Source organism: Arthrobacter sp. JB02-1C (assembly GCF_057748045.1).
On record NZ_CM173235.1, the window covers coordinates 3557334 to 3572245 of the forward strand.

The window sequence follows — 14912 nt, forward strand, 5'->3', positions numbered from 1 at the left end:
CCACGGGTGTACAAACTGCAACCCCCCAGCGAGGTCTTCGCGGCAGCTTTGAACAGAGTGGTCAGTGTCCGCTGAGCTGTTTGCCCAGTGACCCATCGGGTGATTAGGGTCACAGCATGGACCTACTCCCCCTCGCGGCACCGGACGACGGCGCCGCTCCGCTCACCCCCGCCGAACTCCGCGAGCTCTACACGCTGATGGCGGCTGTCCGGCACCTGGACAGCTCCGCGATTGCCTGGCAGCGGCAGGGCATCATTCCCGGTTACGCCCCCGAGCTCGGCCAGGAGGCGGCCCAGGTCGGCAGCGGCTACGCCGTGGACACCACCCGTGACTTCGTCTTCCCCACCTACCGGGAAATGGGCGTTGCCCGGGCCATGGGCGTGGACATGGTCGGTTACATGGCCACCCATAAGGCCACCTGGCACGGCGGCCTGTACAACCCGGCGGAGTCCCGGCTCGCCCCGATCCAGGCTGTAGTGGCGGGGTCCGTGCTGCACGCCGTCGGCTGGGCGCACGGGCAGACCCTGGCCGCGGCCGCCGGGGAAGCCGGCGACGGGCTCGGCGTCGCCTTGACCTACTTCGGTGACGGCGCCTCCTCGCAGGGCGACGTGCACGAGGCAATGAACTTCGCCGCCGTGATGAAGGCGCCCGTGGTCTTCTTCGTGCAGAACAACGGCTGGGCGATTTCGGTGCCCACCGAACGCCAGGTGGCCGGCGGCTCGGTTGCCGCCCGCGCGGCCGGTTACGGGATGCCGGCGCTGCAGGTTGACGGCAACGATGTGGTCGCCGTCGTCGAGGCCACCCGCCGGGCCTTTGCCCATGCCCGCTCCGGGAACGGCCCGGTGCTGATCGAGGCCATGACCTACCGGCGCGGACCGCATTCCACCTCGGATGACCCCGGCCGGTACCGGACCCTCGATCAGGAGCGCGACGGCGCCGGCGAGGACCCGCTGGAGCGCCTCCGCCGCCGGCTGCTGGCGGACGGGACCGCCGACGAGGCGTTCTTCGCCGCGGCCCTGGCAGCGGCCAAGGCCGAGGAGGAACAGATCCGCGCGGGGATCGAGGCGCTGGCTTCCCGGCCGGGCACCGAAATGTTTGACCTGGTCTTCCAGGAAACCACCCCTGCGCTGCAGGCCCAGGCCGCCAACTGGCGCGAGGAGTCCGAACATGTCTAACTCAATCCTTGAAAGCAGCGCCGGCGCGGGCACGGACCCGGGTGCCCCCGGCTCCCGCATGGTGCTCTCCATGCAGCAGGCGCTCAACCGGGCCCTCGACGAAGTGCTCGCCGACAACCCCAAGGCCGTGATCTTCGGCGAGGACTGCGGCCGGCTCGGCGGCGTCTTCCGGGTCACCGACGGGCTGCAGGCCAAGCACGGCGCGGAGCGGGTCTTCGACACTCCGCTGGCGGAATCCGGCATTCTTGGCATGTCCGTGGGCCTGGCGATGGCCGGCTTCCACCCGATCCCCGAAGTCCAGTTCGACGGCTTCGCCTACCCGGCGATCAACCAGATCGTCTGCCAGATCGCCCGGATGAACTACCGCAGCCGCGGCACGCTGCCGATGCCGATCACGCTGCGGGTGCCCAGCTTCGGCGGCATCCGCGCCCCCGAACACCACGGCGAAAGCCTCGAGGCACTGTTCGCCCACGTGCCGGGGCTCAAGGTGGTGTCGCCGTCGAACCCGCACGAGGCCTACCATCTGCTCAAGTACGCCGCTACCCGGCCGGATCCGGTGATCTTCATGGAACCGAAGTCGCGCTACTGGCAAAAAGGCGACGTCGACCCCACCGCCGCCGACCCCTCCGGCGGCAACCCTGAGGGCGCGAAGGTGATGCGCGCCGGCCGGCACCTGACCCTCGTGGCGTGGGGCGCCATGGTGGCCCGCTGCCTCCAGGTGGCAGAACTCGCCGCCGAGGACGGCATCGAGGTCGAGGTGCTGGACCTGCGCTGGCTCAAGCCAATCGACGCCGCCGGCCTCTCCGCGTCCGTGCGCAAGACCCGGCGCGCCGTCGTCGTGCACGAGGCGCCGCTGACCTCCGGGCTCGGCGCCGAGGTGGCCCAGCTGATCACGCAGAGCTGCTTCGATACGCTCAGGGCACCGGTGGAACGGGTCACCGGTTTCGACGTCCCGTACCCGTCAGGCGACCTCGAAGACGAATACATCCCGAACATTGACCGCATTCTTTTTGGCATCCAGCGAGTATTGGAGTACAAACGTGGCTGAAATTTCCTTTCCCCTGCCGGACCTGGGCGAAGGCCTGATCGAGGCGACCGTGCTGGAATGGCTGGTGTCCCCGGGCGAGCAGGTGGAGCGAAACCAGCCCCTCGTGGAGGTCGAGACCACCAAGTCCGCGGTGGAACTGCCCAGCCCGCAGGCAGGTAAGGTAGTGCGTATCCACGGCGGCCCGGGCGACAAAATCAACGTCGGCGAGCCGCTGATCGTGTTCGAGGTGCCGGACAACACCGCCGGCATCGTGGGCACGGTCCCGAAGGAAGAGGCACCGAAGCGCCGGGTCCGCCTGAGCGCCGTACTTGATGAGGACTGACAGCATGAGCGGCAGGCACACCGGCGAGCAGCATTCCCACACCGTGGAGGGCACCGACCCGCAGCTGTACGTGGGCGTGCATGACCCGGAGGACGACGCCGGGCTCCGGCCGGTGCTGCTGCTGCACGGGTTTTCCTCCTCCGCCAAGCTCAACTGGGAGGACAGCGGCTGGATCGCGGCCCTCCGCCAGGCCGGCCGCCGCGTCATCACCGTGGACCTGCCCGGCCATGGCCGCAGCGCCGCGCCCGAGGACCGGGATTCCTACTCGCCGAGCCGGATCCGCGCGGACCTGCTCCAGATAGCCGTCGACGCCGGGGCGCGGCCGCTGCGCGACGGTGATCCGGCCAGCGGGCTGGACGTGGTCGGCTACTCGCTGGGAGCCCGGCTCGCCTGGGAGTTCGGCGCCACCCAGCATGAGCTGGTGCACCGGCTGGTACTGGGCGGTCCCAATGTGGCCGATCCGCTGGCGGCCTTCGACTTGGCAGCGGCGCAACGGTACCTGGCCGACGGCACACCGATTGCCGATGCCTCCACGGCCGGGCTGTTGAAGATGGCCCAGCTGCTGCCGAGCAACAACATCTTCGCGCTGCTCTCGCTGATCGAGGCGATCAAGGACGAACCCTTCGACCCCGCCGAGGCCGTCCCGGTGATGCCGATGCTGCTGGTGGCCGGAGACCAGGACGAGCGGGCCGCCTCCATGCCCGAGCTCGCCGCGCTGGGCACCAAGGCTGGCTCGCTGGTGGAACAGCTCACCCTGCCGGGCCGGAACCACACCAACGCGGTCACCAGCCGGGCGTTCAAGCAGGCGGCCATCAGCTTCCTGGCTGTCTAGCAGCTCCCTCAACAACCAGCCAACAACCAACGCGGGGTCCCTCCGCGCCGGTCCGGAGCGTTCCGGATGGGCGCGGAGGGACCCCGCTTCGCTGTTGTGAGGCTTAGTGCTTGCTGACGCCCAGCGGAAGGCCGCGGGTTTCCTTGGCCAGGACGACGCCGACGGCAGAGATGACGCAGAGGATCATGATGTAGATACCGATCGATCCGGTCCAGTGCGTGCCCTGCAGCAGGGCCTCGGCGATGGTGGCAGCGAACGCGCCGCCGAGGATGGCGCCGAAGGCGTACCCGATGGAGATGCCCGAGTACCGGACGTTCGCCGGGAACATCTCGGCGTACATCGCGGACATCGGCCCGTAGGACAGGCCCAGGCCGACGGTCAGGACGAACAGCGCAACCCCGTAGAGCACGATGTCCTTGGTGTCGATCAGCGCGAACATCGGAATCATCCAGGCGAAGACGATCGCGTAACCGATCAGGAACGTCTTGACCCGGCCGATCTTGTCCGAGAGCCAGCCGCCGACCAGGGTGAAGATGAGCCAGCCGAAGGAGGCCAGCGTGGTGGCCAGCAGGATCTGCGGGGTGGGCATCTTCAGGGTCTTGGTCGCGTAGGAGATGAAGAAGGCGATCAGCAGGTAACCGGCGGCGTTGTTGCCGATGAAGATCATGGTCGAGTAGAGAACGGCCTTCTTGTGCTTGCGGATCAGCTCGCCCAGCGGGGCCCGGCTTTCCGCCTTGCGCTCCTGCATCTCCTGGAACACCGGGCTCTCGGCCACGGCGCGGCGGATCAGGTAGCCGACCAGGATCAGCACGATCGAGAGCAGGAACGGCATCCGCCAGCCCCAGGACGCGAAGTCTTCCTTGGACATGCCGGTGTTGAGGAAGTAGAGCAGCCCGGTGGCGAGGATCATGCCGACCGGAACGCCGATCTGCGGGTAGGCACCGAACAGGCCGCGCTTGCTCATCGGAGCGTGCTCCACGGCCATCAGGGCGGCGCCGCCCCATTCGCCGCCGGCGGAGAAGCCCTGGACGACGCGGAGCAGGATCAGCAGGACCGGGGCCCAGAAGCCGATCTGGGCGTACGTCGGCAGCACGCCGATCAGCGCCGTCGCGGCACCCATCATGACGAGCGTGAAGACCAGCATCGCCTTGCGGCCGAGGCGGTCGCCGAGGTGCCCGGCAATGATCGCGCCCAGCGGGCGGAACAGGAAGCTGATGCCGATCAGCGCGAAGGAGAGGATCTGCGCCAGGCCCGGGTTGGAGGCGTTCAGGGGCGCGAGGAAGAGCGGCGACAGCAGGGTCGCGGTGAGCTGGGCGAAGATGAAGAAGTCGTACCACTCGATGGTGGTGCCGACCAGGGTCCCGGCAAGGACCTTGCGTTCCTCATGTTTGCTGCTGGGACCCGCCTCGGAATCGACGGTTGAAGTTGCGGTCATTGAAACTCCAGAGCTGGGGGCAGAGGTACTGCCCGGTGGGTGCGAGATAAATAACTGAGTGCCTCGTAGATTACTGATCGAACGGTCAGTAAGTAACCGAGATCATACTAGATAAGTTGTGATAAATCACACATCTGCCGGCAATGTGTCATCGGGCGGGTCGCCCGCGGACGACGGCGGTTGCCGCGCCCAGCAGGAACAGGGCCGCTGCCGCGCAGACCGGCACCACGAATGCTGCGGAGTAGCCAGCGTTCTGCGCCAGCTGACCGGCGATGGAGGACCCGACGGCGGTGCCGGCGACCAGTCCGCTGGCCAGTGCCGTCATGACTGTGCCGAGTTTTCCTTCCGGGGCCACATCGCCGCCGATCGCGAAGACCGTCACCATCAGGGGTCCCACCGGCAGGCCCAGCACCAACAGCACAAAGATCATCGGCAGCGCGGTCGAGGGCAGCAGCAGCAGCACGGCGAGGCCGGTCATCAGCGCCGCGGACGCCAGCCAGCGGGCACGGACAGTGAAGCCGCGCGGCCAGTACGCGACCGAGAGCGCAGCGGCGGCCGAGCTCAGGCCCATCACCGCGTAGAGCAGGCCCGCCAGTTCCGGACCCGCGAAGCCAGCCGAGAAGGAACTCAGGGAGGTCTGCGTGGCGCCGAAGAAGGTCCCCATGCACAGCATGGCCAGCACGGGCAGGCCGACGACGGCGGTCGCGGCGGCGCGCTGCCGCAGGGGCCGGCGGCGGCCGGCTCCCGTGGACGCGTGGCCGATCCCGGCGGAGCTGCCGCCGGGACCCCTGGACGGGTTGCCGTGTCCCGGGCTGCGCGGGACGGCCCGGTGCGTGGGGTGCACGGCGAAGGCCGGAACCAGGGTCAGGGTGAGCGCCGCGGCCAGGGCGAGCGGCAGCCAGGGGGTGACCAGGCTGGCAAGGATTCCAACCAGGGCGGGACCGAGGACGAAGGTCAGTTCGTCGGCCGTACTCTCGTAGGACAAGGCGGTGTCGAGGTCGCCGGGCCGGCCGCCGTTGCCGCGGGCGCTCAGCGCCATCCAGCGCACCCGGGCCAGTGGACCGACCTGCGGGCAGCTGGCCCCGGCCGCAAACGCGGCAGCGAGCACCGGCAGCGCGCCGGCCAGCTCGCGCGCGTCCGGGGTCAGGTAGGCGGTGAGGATGAGTCCGGTGACAGCCACCGCGTTGAGCACGGCGGCGACGAGCAGGACGGGCCGCTGGCCCAGACGGTCAGCGAGCGCTCCCAGCACGGGAGCGCCCAACGCCGACCCGATTCCAACGGCACCCGCGGCTGCTCCGCCCACCGCGTAGGAACCGCTGACGGCGGTGACCAGCGTCAGGGCGCCGACTGTCAGCATGGCGAGCGGCAGGCGGGCGAAGAGTCCCAGCGGGATAAAGCCTGGACCGGCCAGCAGGGGCAGCCGCGCGAAACGGCCGCGGGGTGCCGCGGGTGCGGGATCGGCAGGGGACGTCGTGGACGACAAAGAGGGGTTCATGTTTCCGGGTTCGTTCAAGAATGCGCATCGTCCCTCCTCCCGATGCGCGCGACCCGGGTAACCCCTCCATTGTAGCCGAACAGCGGCTGTCAGGCGTGGGCGTCGTCAGCGATGTGCAGGCTGGAACCGTCCCGGCCCTTGACCACCTGAAGCTGGGTGGTGATCCGCTGCTTCATTTCGGCCACGTGGCTGACCAGTCCCACCACCCGTCCGCCGTCGCGCAGTCCCTCGAGCGCGTCCATGACCTGTTCCAGGGACTGCTCGTCGAGGCTTCCGAAGCCCTCGTCAACGAACAGCGTTTCGATATCGACGCCGCCGGATTCCATCTGGACCACGTCGGCGAGGCCAAGGGCCAGCGCCAGGGAGGCCATGAAGGACTCCCCGCCGGAAAGCGTCGAGGTGTCCCGGCGTTGGCCGGTCCACTGGTCCACGACCTCCAGGCCCAGCCCTGATTTCTGCCCGCGGGCCGCCTTGGCATCGCTGTGCTGCAGGGTGTACCTGCCGTCGCTCATGCCAATCAGCCGCTCGGATGCGGCGGCTGCCACCTGTTCGAGGCGGGCGGCAAGCACATAGCTGTTCAGGCTCATGCGGTAGGTATTGTCCCCGCCGCCCCGCGCCGCGTCGGCCACGGAGGTCAACAGGGCAGCGCGCTCCCGGGGCTCCCGGCCCGCGGCGGCCTGCTCCGTGTAATCGGCGGCGATCCGGCCCAGGGTCCGCACCGAGGTGCCGGCGAGCCCGGCGGCAAGCGCAGCCTCGCGGGCACTGCGCTCCGCCGCGTCCAGGTCGGCACGCAGTTGCTTCAGAAGCCCCGGGTCCACCGGCCCCTCAGTGGCCAGCTCCGCGGCAGCCAGGGTGAGTTCCTCGCCGGCAAAGAGTTCTTCAAGCCGGGCTGTTTCATCCTGTCCGGCGCGGACTGCCGCTTCCAGGCCGGCCGAGGCCGGCGCCGGGAGCAGCACCTTGCGGGCCGCGGCCGCGGTCTCGAAGCCGGCGGCCGGCAGTGCCAGCTCCAGTTGGGCGGCGGCCTCGGCGGTCCGCGCACGTGCCTGTTCGAGGTGGCGCACGGCAGCGTCTGCACGCTCCAGGACGGCCGTGGTGTGCTGGACGGCTTCCAGCCGCGCGGCCAGCGTCTGATGGCCGGAACGCAGGCCCAGCAGGGCGGCCTCAAGGTCCTCGGACTGCGCCCGGACCTCGGCCAGGGCTGATCCGGTCTGGGCAATCCCGGTGGCTGCTGCCGTTTGCGCTTGTTCCGCGTCCCGGATCTGGTCCTCGAGCAGGGCGCGCCGGTCCCGGCTGGCCTTCAGTTCTGCTGCCGCACGGGTGGCCTCGGCGGCGCGGGCCCTGGCGAGTTCGGCCTCGTTGCGGGCCAGGTCGGGCGGGGTGTCGCCGCCCTGGGCCGCCAGCACGGCGAGGTCCTGCCGGGCTTCGGCAAGTTCGCGCTCCAGCCCCAGGAGCACCTTTTCGGCTGCTTCGGCTTCCTGCTGGGCTGATTTTTCGGCCTCGGCGATGGCCAGCGCGGAGGCCGCGGCCGGAGCGGGGGCCGGGTGCTCGGCACTGCCGCAGACCGGGCACGGCACGTCCGGGCGCAGCTGGGCGGCCAGTTCCGCGGCGGCGTTGGCAAGCCGCTCCTCCCGGAGGTCGAGCCAGCGCTGCCGGTGGCCCTGGTACGCGTCCCGGGCGAGGCTGTGGCGCTCGGCGGTTTCCGCGCAGCCCAACTCCGCTGCGGCGTAGCGGCCCACGATGCCCACCAGTTCGTCGGCGGAGGCGGCTTCCTTGGTCCGCAGCTGGGCTTCGGCGGCGAGCGCTTCCAGCGGGGCGACGCCCGAGAGGAGGGCCGTGCATTCGGCGCGCAGCAGGTCCAGGGCGGACGCGCCGGCCCGCTCGGCGGCGTGCAACCGGTCCAGGGTGCGTTGAAGGTCGGCGCCGCGGAGCGTCAGGGCAGCCAGCCGGTCCTCATCCGGCAGCCGCTCTTCGAGCACGGCCCGTACCGAGCGGAGCCGCGCCAGGCCGTTCCGGAGTGCGGCGGCGTCCGGCGCCGCGCCGGCGCTTCCGCCGTCGTCGTCCGGCACCGCGTCGGGTGCCCGGTCCGGGAGGAGGTCCGGCAGGCCGGTGAGCTCGGGGTCGGTGAGTGCCGCCGCCCGGAGCTCGCCGGCCGCGGCCGACGCGGCGGCCGCGGCGCGGCCTTCGGCGTCGACGGCGCTGTCCACGGCCTGCAGCTGCCCGCCGAGCACTTCGGCTTTCCGGTGCTGTTCCAGCCGCCCGGCGGCTGCCTGCAACTCCGGGGCGGCTGCCTCGGCCTCGGCGCGGCGTTCCTGCGCCGACGCAAGTTTGGCCAGCCGCGCGGCGCGGGCTGAGGTCCGGTCGAGCCGGGCGGACAGTTCCGTCCGACGGCTCTCGGCGTCCTCCGCCGAGTCCCGCCGCCCGTCGGCAGCCGTGGTGGCGGCGACCTCAAGCCAGGCGAGCAGCCGGTCGGGGTCCTGGCGGTCCGGGGCGCCTTCCAGATCGAGGCCCAGGCCCGTGGTTTCCGCTTCGGCCTGCACCAGCAGCAGCTCCAGCTGGTTGTTGAGGCTTTCCACCTCGGCACGGGCCGCGACGGCGCGCCGGCCCAGTTCCTGTTCCACGGCCTCGAACCGCTGGGTGCCGAAGAGGCTTTGCAGCAGGACCAGGCGGTCTGCGGCCTTGGATCGCAGGAACGCCGCAAAGTCACCCTGCGGCAGCATCACGACGCGGGTGAACTGTTCCCGGTCCATGCCCAGCAGCGCGGTGATTTCCGCGCCGGCTTCATCATTGCGGCCCGACTTTTCCACCCAGCTGCCGGCCACCCGCTCGCGCAGCAGGGTGCTGGCCTTCTGCTCGGTGAAGCCGTTCTTGCCGCGGGCGCTGGGCTTGTTCCAGGCCGGTGTCCGGGACACTTCGAAATGCCGTCCCCGGGCGGAAAACTCGCAGGTGACGCGGGGTTCCGCGGCGGCAGCGGCGTGGTCGCTGCGCAGCCTTTTCCCGTCCTGGCGGGCACCGGGAACCGAGCCGTAGAGTGCGAAGCAGATGGCGTCCAGCACGCTGGTCTTCCCGGCGCCGGTGGCCCCGTTGAGCAGGAAGAGACCGTGCGCGCTGAGCCGGTCGAAGTCGATCTCCTCGGTGCCGGCAAACGGCCCGAACGCGGAAATTTCCAGGCGGTGGATCCTCACCGGGACACCTCTTCCAGCCGCACGGCCTCCAGCGCTTCGGCCAGGACAGCGGATTCGGCCGGCTCGGCGGCGCGGCCCCGGACGTGCTCCAGGAAACCGCAGCAGACCGCCAGGTCGTCGCCGGCCTGGGCGAGCCGGCTGCTGTAGCTGGTCCTGGCGGACGCCGCAGCGCCCTCCGGCTCGAAGCCCAGCACCAGGGTGTCCGGGAAGCGCGCCCGCAGCCGTTCCATGGCCTGGGCGGGCCGTTGCGGGTCGGTCAGGGTGATCTGGCAGTAGGCGTCCTCGGCCCAGGCGTAGGCCTCGTCCTCGAGCAGGTCGGCCAGTTTTCCGCGCAGGACGGCGAGCGCGCGGGGGGCCTGCCAGGTCACCTCGCTGACGGCGGTCACCCCGGCAGCCTCCACGTCGATCAGCCAGCCGCCCTTGCGGTGTTTGGCTTCGGAGAAGGAGTAGGCCAGCGGGGAACCGGAATAGCGCACCTCGGGCGAGAGCACCTGGCGGCCGTGCAGGTGGCCCAGTGCCGTGTAGCTGAAGCCGTCGAAGAGGTCCAGCGGAACGGCGCCAACGCCGCCGATGCTCAGGTCCCGTTCGCTGTCCGAGCTGATCCCGCCGCTGGCGAAGGTGTGCGCCAGCACCACGGAGTGCACGGTCCTGGCCTGCGACCGGGCGGCGATGTCGGCGCGGACCAGTGCGGTGGCGGCGCGGGTCACCTCGAAGTGGCTGGCCGTGTCGACGCCGAGCTGGGCGGCGACCAGGCGTGGTTCCAGCCAGGGGATGCCGTAGATCGCAAGGACCGGGCCTTTGGCTGCGTCCTCGGTGAGCGGGAGCAGCAGCGGGCTGTCCAGCTCGGCGGCGCGGGTCCGCAGGTGCACTCCCCCGCGTTCCAGCAGCCGGGAAGCGAACCCGAGCCGGATGGCGGAATCGTGGTTGCCGCTGGTCAGCACCACCTTCGCGCCGGCTTCGCTCAGCCGCACCAGGGCGTCGTCGAGCAACCCGACGACGTCGACGCTGGGCAGCGCGCGGTCGTACACGTCGCCGGCAATCAGGACGACGTCCACGGCCTGCTCCCGGACGACGTCGACAAGCTGGTCCACGAAGCCGCGCTGCGCGTCGAGCATGCCGACGCCGTGGAACGACCGGCCCAAATGCCAGTCCGAGGTGTGCAATAACCGCATGCAACTACGCTATCGGCTGCCACTGACAGGATTGCGCAGCGGCCCGCCGGGGCGGGCCCGCGCCTCCTAGGGGGTGGGCTTGTCGAAGAAGTCGCGGGCCTCGTCGTCGGCGGCTGGCCGTTCCGCGGCGCGGTGGCCGCGTGCGGGCGCGGTGCGGGCGGCGCTGCCGCGGTCTGCGGCGCCGCCGTGATCGCCGGAGTAGTCCCTGTCTTCGGGCTCAGAGTCGAGGCCTGGCTGGTCCGCGAGGGTGGCTTCCGGGCCGCCGGCGGCCGCGCCGGAGCGACCTGCGGTGTGGTCAAAACCACGGAAGGCCAGTCCTGCCACGGCCGCGCCCACCAACGGCGCGACCCAGAACAGCCAAAGCTGGCCAAGCGCCTCGGGACTGCTGAACAGTGCGGAGGCCGTGGCCCGTGCCGGGTTGAACGGGGCGTTGCCCACGCTTTGGCCCAGCTGCAGCAGCACGGCCATGCCCAGGCCGACGGCGAACGGCGCCGCCGCCCGGGCAGGGTTGCGCCGGGCGGTGGTACCCAGGTACAGGGCGACGAGCAGGGCCGTGCCCAATACCTCGATCAACAGGACACCTGCCAGCGGCGCCTGGATGACCGAGCGCGCGTCGAAGCCGGCCGCGACCGTGTCAAAGGCGGCCCGGGTGCCGTTCAGCTTCGGAACGGTGCGCAGCACGCCGAAAAGTACGAGGGCCCCGAGCAGTGCGCCGGCGAGTTGGGCGGCGAGGTACCCGGCAGCCTCGGCAGGCCTGATCCGGCCGGCGATCGCGTTGCCCAACGTCACCGCCGGATTGAAATGTCCGCCGGAGACGTAGCCGAAGGCCAGCATGGCTGCGGTGAGGGCCAGGCCGGCCGCCAGCGACGCCGGAGTCGGGTTGTACTGCGGAATGGCGAACAGCGGCACGCCCAGGCCGACGGCCACGACGAACAGGGTTCCCAGGGCCTCGGCCGAGAGCCGGGCGATGAGGCGGGGCCCGCCCTCGTCCCGGACGGCGTCGCTGCCCGCGTCGCGGGAACCGGCGAGGACACCGGACGGACGGCCGACACCCGGTTCGGCGGCTGGCACAGGCATGGTCATGGTCTCGGGGTTCCTTCGCTCGGGGCTGGTTGCCGCGAAAAGTCTGCCAGCCGGGGCTGGGCATTCGCTGGGACCGAGCTTAGTGGCCCGGCGCGCCGGCGGCGACCGTGCCCAGGCCCGAGGTCAGCACAGGCCCGCGGTAAGCACAGGCCCGCGGTAAGTTGGGATCATGAGCACTGAACCCGCTGCCCCGGCCTCCCCCGCCCCCACGCCAGGGTCCCGCATCCACGGCTGCCTGCTCGGCGGTGCGCTCGGCGACTCGCTGGGTTACGCGGTGGAATTCGAGCAGATCGACGGGATCCGCGCCCAGTTTGGACCCCAGGGGCTGCAGGATTTCGCGGCCCTGGACGGTGCCAGCCACTTCTCTGACGACACCCAGATGACGCTGTACACCGTGGACGGCCTGCTCGAGGCGCTGGAGTGGGCCAACTCGGGCGTGGCAGCGGACACGAACGCTTGCCTTTGGCTGGCCTACCTGCGCTGGCTCGGAACCCAGGGCGTGCCCTTGCCGGCGTCCGCGCCGTTCCAGCCACCGCGCTGGATCGACAGCCACGAGGTGCTCAGGCGCCGGCGCGCCCCGGGCAATGCCTGCCTCAGCGGCCTGGCCACGGGCGAAATGGGAACCGTGTACCGGCCGGTCAACCCGGACTCGAAGGGCTGCGGCACGGTGATGCGGTCCGCCCCGTTCGGATTGATCCCGCATATCGAACCCGACGCGGTCTACAAGCTGAGCGCCGACGCCGCGGCACTGACGCACGGGCACCCTGCGGCCCGGCAGGGCGCCGGCGTGTTCAGCCTCCTGATCCACGCCCTCGCCAACGGCCGAAGCCTCGATGCGGCGGCCGCCGTCGCACTGGCCCAGCTGCAGCCGGGCCGGCTGCCGCGGTCCGAGGAACCCGACGCGGCGCTGCTGCAGCGGCTGCACGCCGCCCGGCGCCTCGGCGGCGAGGCCGCGGCCACCGGCAGCCCGCTCGGCCCCGAGGAACTCGTGCGCGAACTGGGTGCGGGCTGGGTGGCTGAGGAAGCACTCGCCGTCGGGCTCTATGCCGTGCTCGCTACCGCGCCGGCGGCGACGGCGGACACCGGGCCGGAGGAGCACTTCCGTTCCGCCATCGCTGTGGCCGTCAACCACAGCGGGGACAGCGATTCAACCGCATCGATCGCCGGGAACATCCTGGGCGCCTACTACGGGGAGGCGTGCCTGCCGGCCGCGTGGCTGGCCGAGCTGGAGGCCCCCGAGGTCATCCGGGGCATGGCCGCGCGGCTGGTGGAGGTCACCGGAGCCTGAGCGCCGCGCCTTGGGCCGCCGCGCCCTAGCCGGCAGCGAATGCCGGCGCCACGTGGCCGCCCAGCATCTGCAGGAACTCCCCCTCGGAGAGCACTTCAATCCGCTGGCCGCGCTCATGCAGTTCCAGCACCCGGCGGGCTTTGCCGGTCAAGCGCCCGGACCGCAGATCCGCCGCGACGAAGCCGTCGCCCACGACCAGGACGGTGGTGCGGGCCGTGACGCGGCTTTCCGGCCGGGCACCGAGCTCGGCCGACCGCAGCTTCGCTTCCGGCCGCGGGATCCCCAGCTCCCCGGTGAACACCACGGTCTGCCCGAACAGCGGGTGGCCGGGCTCAGCCGCCGGATTGGGCGCGGGATTCTCGCCCTCCTGGGGCCAGCCGGGCCGGAACGGCCGGCCGGCCGGGACCGGCCCTGCTGCCAGTGCGGCCAGGGCCGCGCGCGTGGCCTTGGAGAGCGGGTCCCGGCGCGGGTCGAAGGCCGGCTGGCGGGACACCGCCAGCCCCAGCGAAAGGTACAGCTCGGCGATGCTGGCGGCCCCATTGCGCGCGGCAATGTCAATCAGGATGCCCGCGCAGGCCCTGGCGTCCTCGGCGGCGTCATGGTGGTTGAGCAGCGGAACGCCCGCTTCCTCCGCGGCGTACGGCAACGAGTTGGACACCAGCGCATAACAGCGCCGGGACAGCATCACCGTGCAGACGTAGTCGTAGGCCGGACCGGGCAGCCCGGAAACCTCCAGGCCGGAGCGGATCACGCCCAGATCGAACGCGGCGTTGTGGGCCGCCAGCACGTCGTTGCCAATAAAGGCGCCGATCTCGGGGAAGAGCTCGCCAAAGCGCGGCAGGCCTGCCACCTGATCGGGCCGGATGCCATGGATCCGGACGTTGTGGTGGTCGAACGCATCATGGTTTTCCGGTGGCCGCATCAGCCAGGAGGCCTCCTCCACCACCACGCCGCCGCGCACCTTGCTGAGCCCGACGGCGCAGGGCGACCCGCGGAAGCCGTTCGCGGTCTCGAAGTCGATCGCCGTAAAGTCCAAACTCACGGGTGCCACCTTACCGCCGGATCCGGGACAGCCAGGTCAAGTAACCTAGACGGGTGAACCCATACAGCCTGCACGATTTTGCCGTGACCACCCTCGGGGGCGCCGGCCCTGTCCAACCGCACCTGGCCTCGTTCCTGCCCGACTGGCTCAACCCCCAGGTCTTCCTGGCCGACCCGGCCCTCGCGCCGTGGGTTGTCCTGCTGGTCTGCGGCATCATCTTCGCCGAGACCGGGCTGCTGATCGGTTTCTTCCTGCCGGGCGACTCCATGCTGTTCACGGCCGGCCTGCTCGTCGCGACCGGCACGATCAAGTTCAATATCTGGGCGTTCGCCGCGCTGATCGTGGTGGCGGCGATCATCGGCAACCAGGCCGGCTACCTCATCGGCTCCAAAGCCGGGCCGGCCATCTTCAACAAGCCCAATTCAAGGCTGTTCAAACGCGAAAACGTCGAAAGCGCCCACGCCTTCTTCGAAAAGCACGGCGGCAAGGCCCTGATCCTAGCCCGCTTCGTCCCCATCATCCGCACCTTTGTCCCGGTGATCGTCGGCGTCGCGCAGATGAGCAAGCGCAAGTTCTTTTTGTACAACGTGATCGGTGCCGTGCTCTGGGGCGGCGGCGTGACCATGCTGGGCTACCTGCTGGGCGACAAGGTGCCGTGGGTCCGGGACAACCTGGACATCATCTTCATCGCGATCGTGCTGGTCTCGGTCATCCCGATCGGCATCGAGGTGGTCCGCGGCCTCGTCGCCAAGCGCCAGGCCGAGAAGTACGGCACCGGAGTGGTCGAGGAGTTCATCGAGGAGCACGAACCCGAGGACGAGCGCAAGACGCCGTAGCG

General features: G+C 70.6%; 12 protein-coding genes. 6 read left to right on the forward strand and 6 right to left on the reverse strand.

Features of this window, described 5'->3' with window-relative positions:
* Nucleotides 1-116 precede the first annotated feature (116 nt).
* The 4 genes from AC3ANP_RS16640 to AC3ANP_RS16655 are packed head-to-tail and all read left to right on the forward strand — an operon-like array spanning nucleotide 117 to nucleotide 3377.
* Nucleotides 117-1175: a thiamine pyrophosphate-dependent enzyme gene (locus AC3ANP_RS16640; RefSeq protein WP_488331223.1), complete on the forward strand. Its 1059-nt coding sequence runs from the start codon at nucleotides 117-119 to the stop codon at nucleotides 1173-1175.
* Nucleotides 1168-2223 carry an alpha-ketoacid dehydrogenase subunit beta gene (locus AC3ANP_RS16645; protein ID WP_488331224.1) on the forward strand — a complete coding sequence of 352 codons (1056 nt, stop codon included), beginning with the start codon at nucleotides 1168-1170 and terminating at the stop codon, nucleotides 2221-2223. Before AC3ANP_RS16640 ends, AC3ANP_RS16645 begins: the two co-directional genes overlap by 8 nt.
* Entirely contained in the window at nucleotides 2216-2545 is a 330-nt protein-coding gene (locus AC3ANP_RS16650; protein WP_223979734.1) for a biotin/lipoyl-containing protein, read from the forward strand. Before AC3ANP_RS16645 ends, AC3ANP_RS16650 begins: the two co-directional genes overlap by 8 nt.
* A gap of 4 nt (nucleotides 2546-2549) precedes the next feature.
* Nucleotides 2550-3377 carry an alpha/beta fold hydrolase gene (locus AC3ANP_RS16655; RefSeq protein ID WP_488331225.1) on the forward strand — a complete coding sequence of 276 codons (828 nt, stop codon included), beginning with the start codon at nucleotides 2550-2552 and terminating at the stop codon, nucleotides 3375-3377.
* Between the two features lie 103 nt (nucleotides 3378-3480).
* Here AC3ANP_RS16655 and AC3ANP_RS16660 read toward each other — a convergent pair whose 3' ends face one another.
* From AC3ANP_RS16660 to AC3ANP_RS16680, 5 genes are all read right to left on the reverse strand, one after another.
* Entirely contained in the window at nucleotides 3481-4812 is a 1332-nt protein-coding gene (locus AC3ANP_RS16660; protein ID WP_488331226.1) for an MFS transporter, read from the reverse strand.
* A 148-nt stretch (nucleotides 4813-4960) separates the two neighbouring features.
* A complete protein-coding gene (locus AC3ANP_RS16665; protein ID WP_488331227.1) occupies nucleotides 4961-6307 on the reverse strand; it encodes an MFS transporter in 1347 nt (448 codons plus the stop codon).
* A gap of 89 nt (nucleotides 6308-6396) precedes the next feature.
* Nucleotides 6397-9489, reverse strand: a complete 3093-nt coding sequence (locus AC3ANP_RS16670) for an AAA family ATPase (protein ID WP_488331228.1) — start codon at nucleotides 9487-9489, stop codon at nucleotides 6397-6399.
* A complete protein-coding gene (locus AC3ANP_RS16675) occupies nucleotides 9486-10661 on the reverse strand; it encodes an exonuclease SbcCD subunit D (RefSeq protein WP_488331229.1) in 1176 nt (391 codons plus the stop codon). The genes AC3ANP_RS16670 and AC3ANP_RS16675 overlap by 4 nt, the downstream gene beginning before the upstream one ends.
* Nucleotides 10662-10727: 66 nt before the next feature.
* Nucleotides 10728-11744: an MIP/aquaporin family protein gene (locus tag AC3ANP_RS16680; protein WP_488331230.1), complete on the reverse strand. Its 1017-nt coding sequence runs from the start codon at nucleotides 11742-11744 to the stop codon at nucleotides 10728-10730.
* 169 nt (nucleotides 11745-11913) lie between these two features.
* Here AC3ANP_RS16680 and AC3ANP_RS16685 point away from each other — a divergent pair, with 169 nt between their 5' ends.
* The gene (locus AC3ANP_RS16685; protein ID WP_488331231.1) at nucleotides 11914-13032 is read left to right on the forward strand and encodes an ADP-ribosylglycohydrolase family protein; all 1119 of its coding nucleotides are present in this window, start codon (nucleotides 11914-11916) and stop codon (nucleotides 13030-13032) included.
* Nucleotides 13033-13057: 25 nt separating this feature from the next.
* Here the strand turns inward: AC3ANP_RS16685 and AC3ANP_RS16690 are convergent, their stop codons facing one another.
* Nucleotides 13058-14074 (reverse strand): 3'-5' exonuclease, encoded by a 1017-nt coding sequence (locus AC3ANP_RS16690; protein ID WP_488331232.1) that lies wholly within the window; start codon nucleotides 14072-14074, stop codon nucleotides 13058-13060.
* 68 nt (nucleotides 14075-14142) lie between these two features.
* Here AC3ANP_RS16690 and AC3ANP_RS16695 point away from each other — a divergent pair, with 68 nt between their 5' ends.
* Complete coding sequence (locus tag AC3ANP_RS16695) at nucleotides 14143-14910, forward strand: VTT domain-containing protein (protein WP_488333097.1); 768 nt, start codon at nucleotides 14143-14145, stop codon at nucleotides 14908-14910.
* Nucleotides 14911-14912: the final 2 nt, after the last annotated feature.

Coding starts and splice junctions, on each gene's coding strand:
- AC3ANP_RS16640 (WP_488331223.1), top strand. CDS start 117: ATGGACCTACTCCCCCTCGCGGCACCGGACGACGGCGCCGCTCCGCTC.
- AC3ANP_RS16685 (WP_488331231.1), top strand. CDS start 11,914: ATGAGCACTGAACCCGCTGCCCCGGCCTCCCCCGCCCCCACGCCAGGG.
- AC3ANP_RS16645 (WP_488331224.1), top strand. CDS start 1,168: ATGTCTAACTCAATCCTTGAAAGCAGCGCCGGCGCGGGCACGGACCCG.
- AC3ANP_RS16680 (WP_488331230.1), bottom strand. CDS start 11,744: ATGACCATGCCTGTGCCAGCCGCCGAACCGGGTGTCGGCCGTCCGTCC.
- AC3ANP_RS16665 (WP_488331227.1), bottom strand. CDS start 6,307: ATGAACCCCTCTTTGTCGTCCACGACGTCCCCTGCCGATCCCGCACCC.
- AC3ANP_RS16675 (WP_488331229.1), bottom strand. CDS start 10,661: ATGCGGTTATTGCACACCTCGGACTGGCATTTGGGCCGGTCGTTCCAC.
- AC3ANP_RS16660 (WP_488331226.1), bottom strand. CDS start 4,812: ATGACCGCAACTTCAACCGTCGATTCCGAGGCGGGTCCCAGCAGCAAA.
- AC3ANP_RS16655 (WP_488331225.1), top strand. CDS start 2,550: ATGAGCGGCAGGCACACCGGCGAGCAGCATTCCCACACCGTGGAGGGC.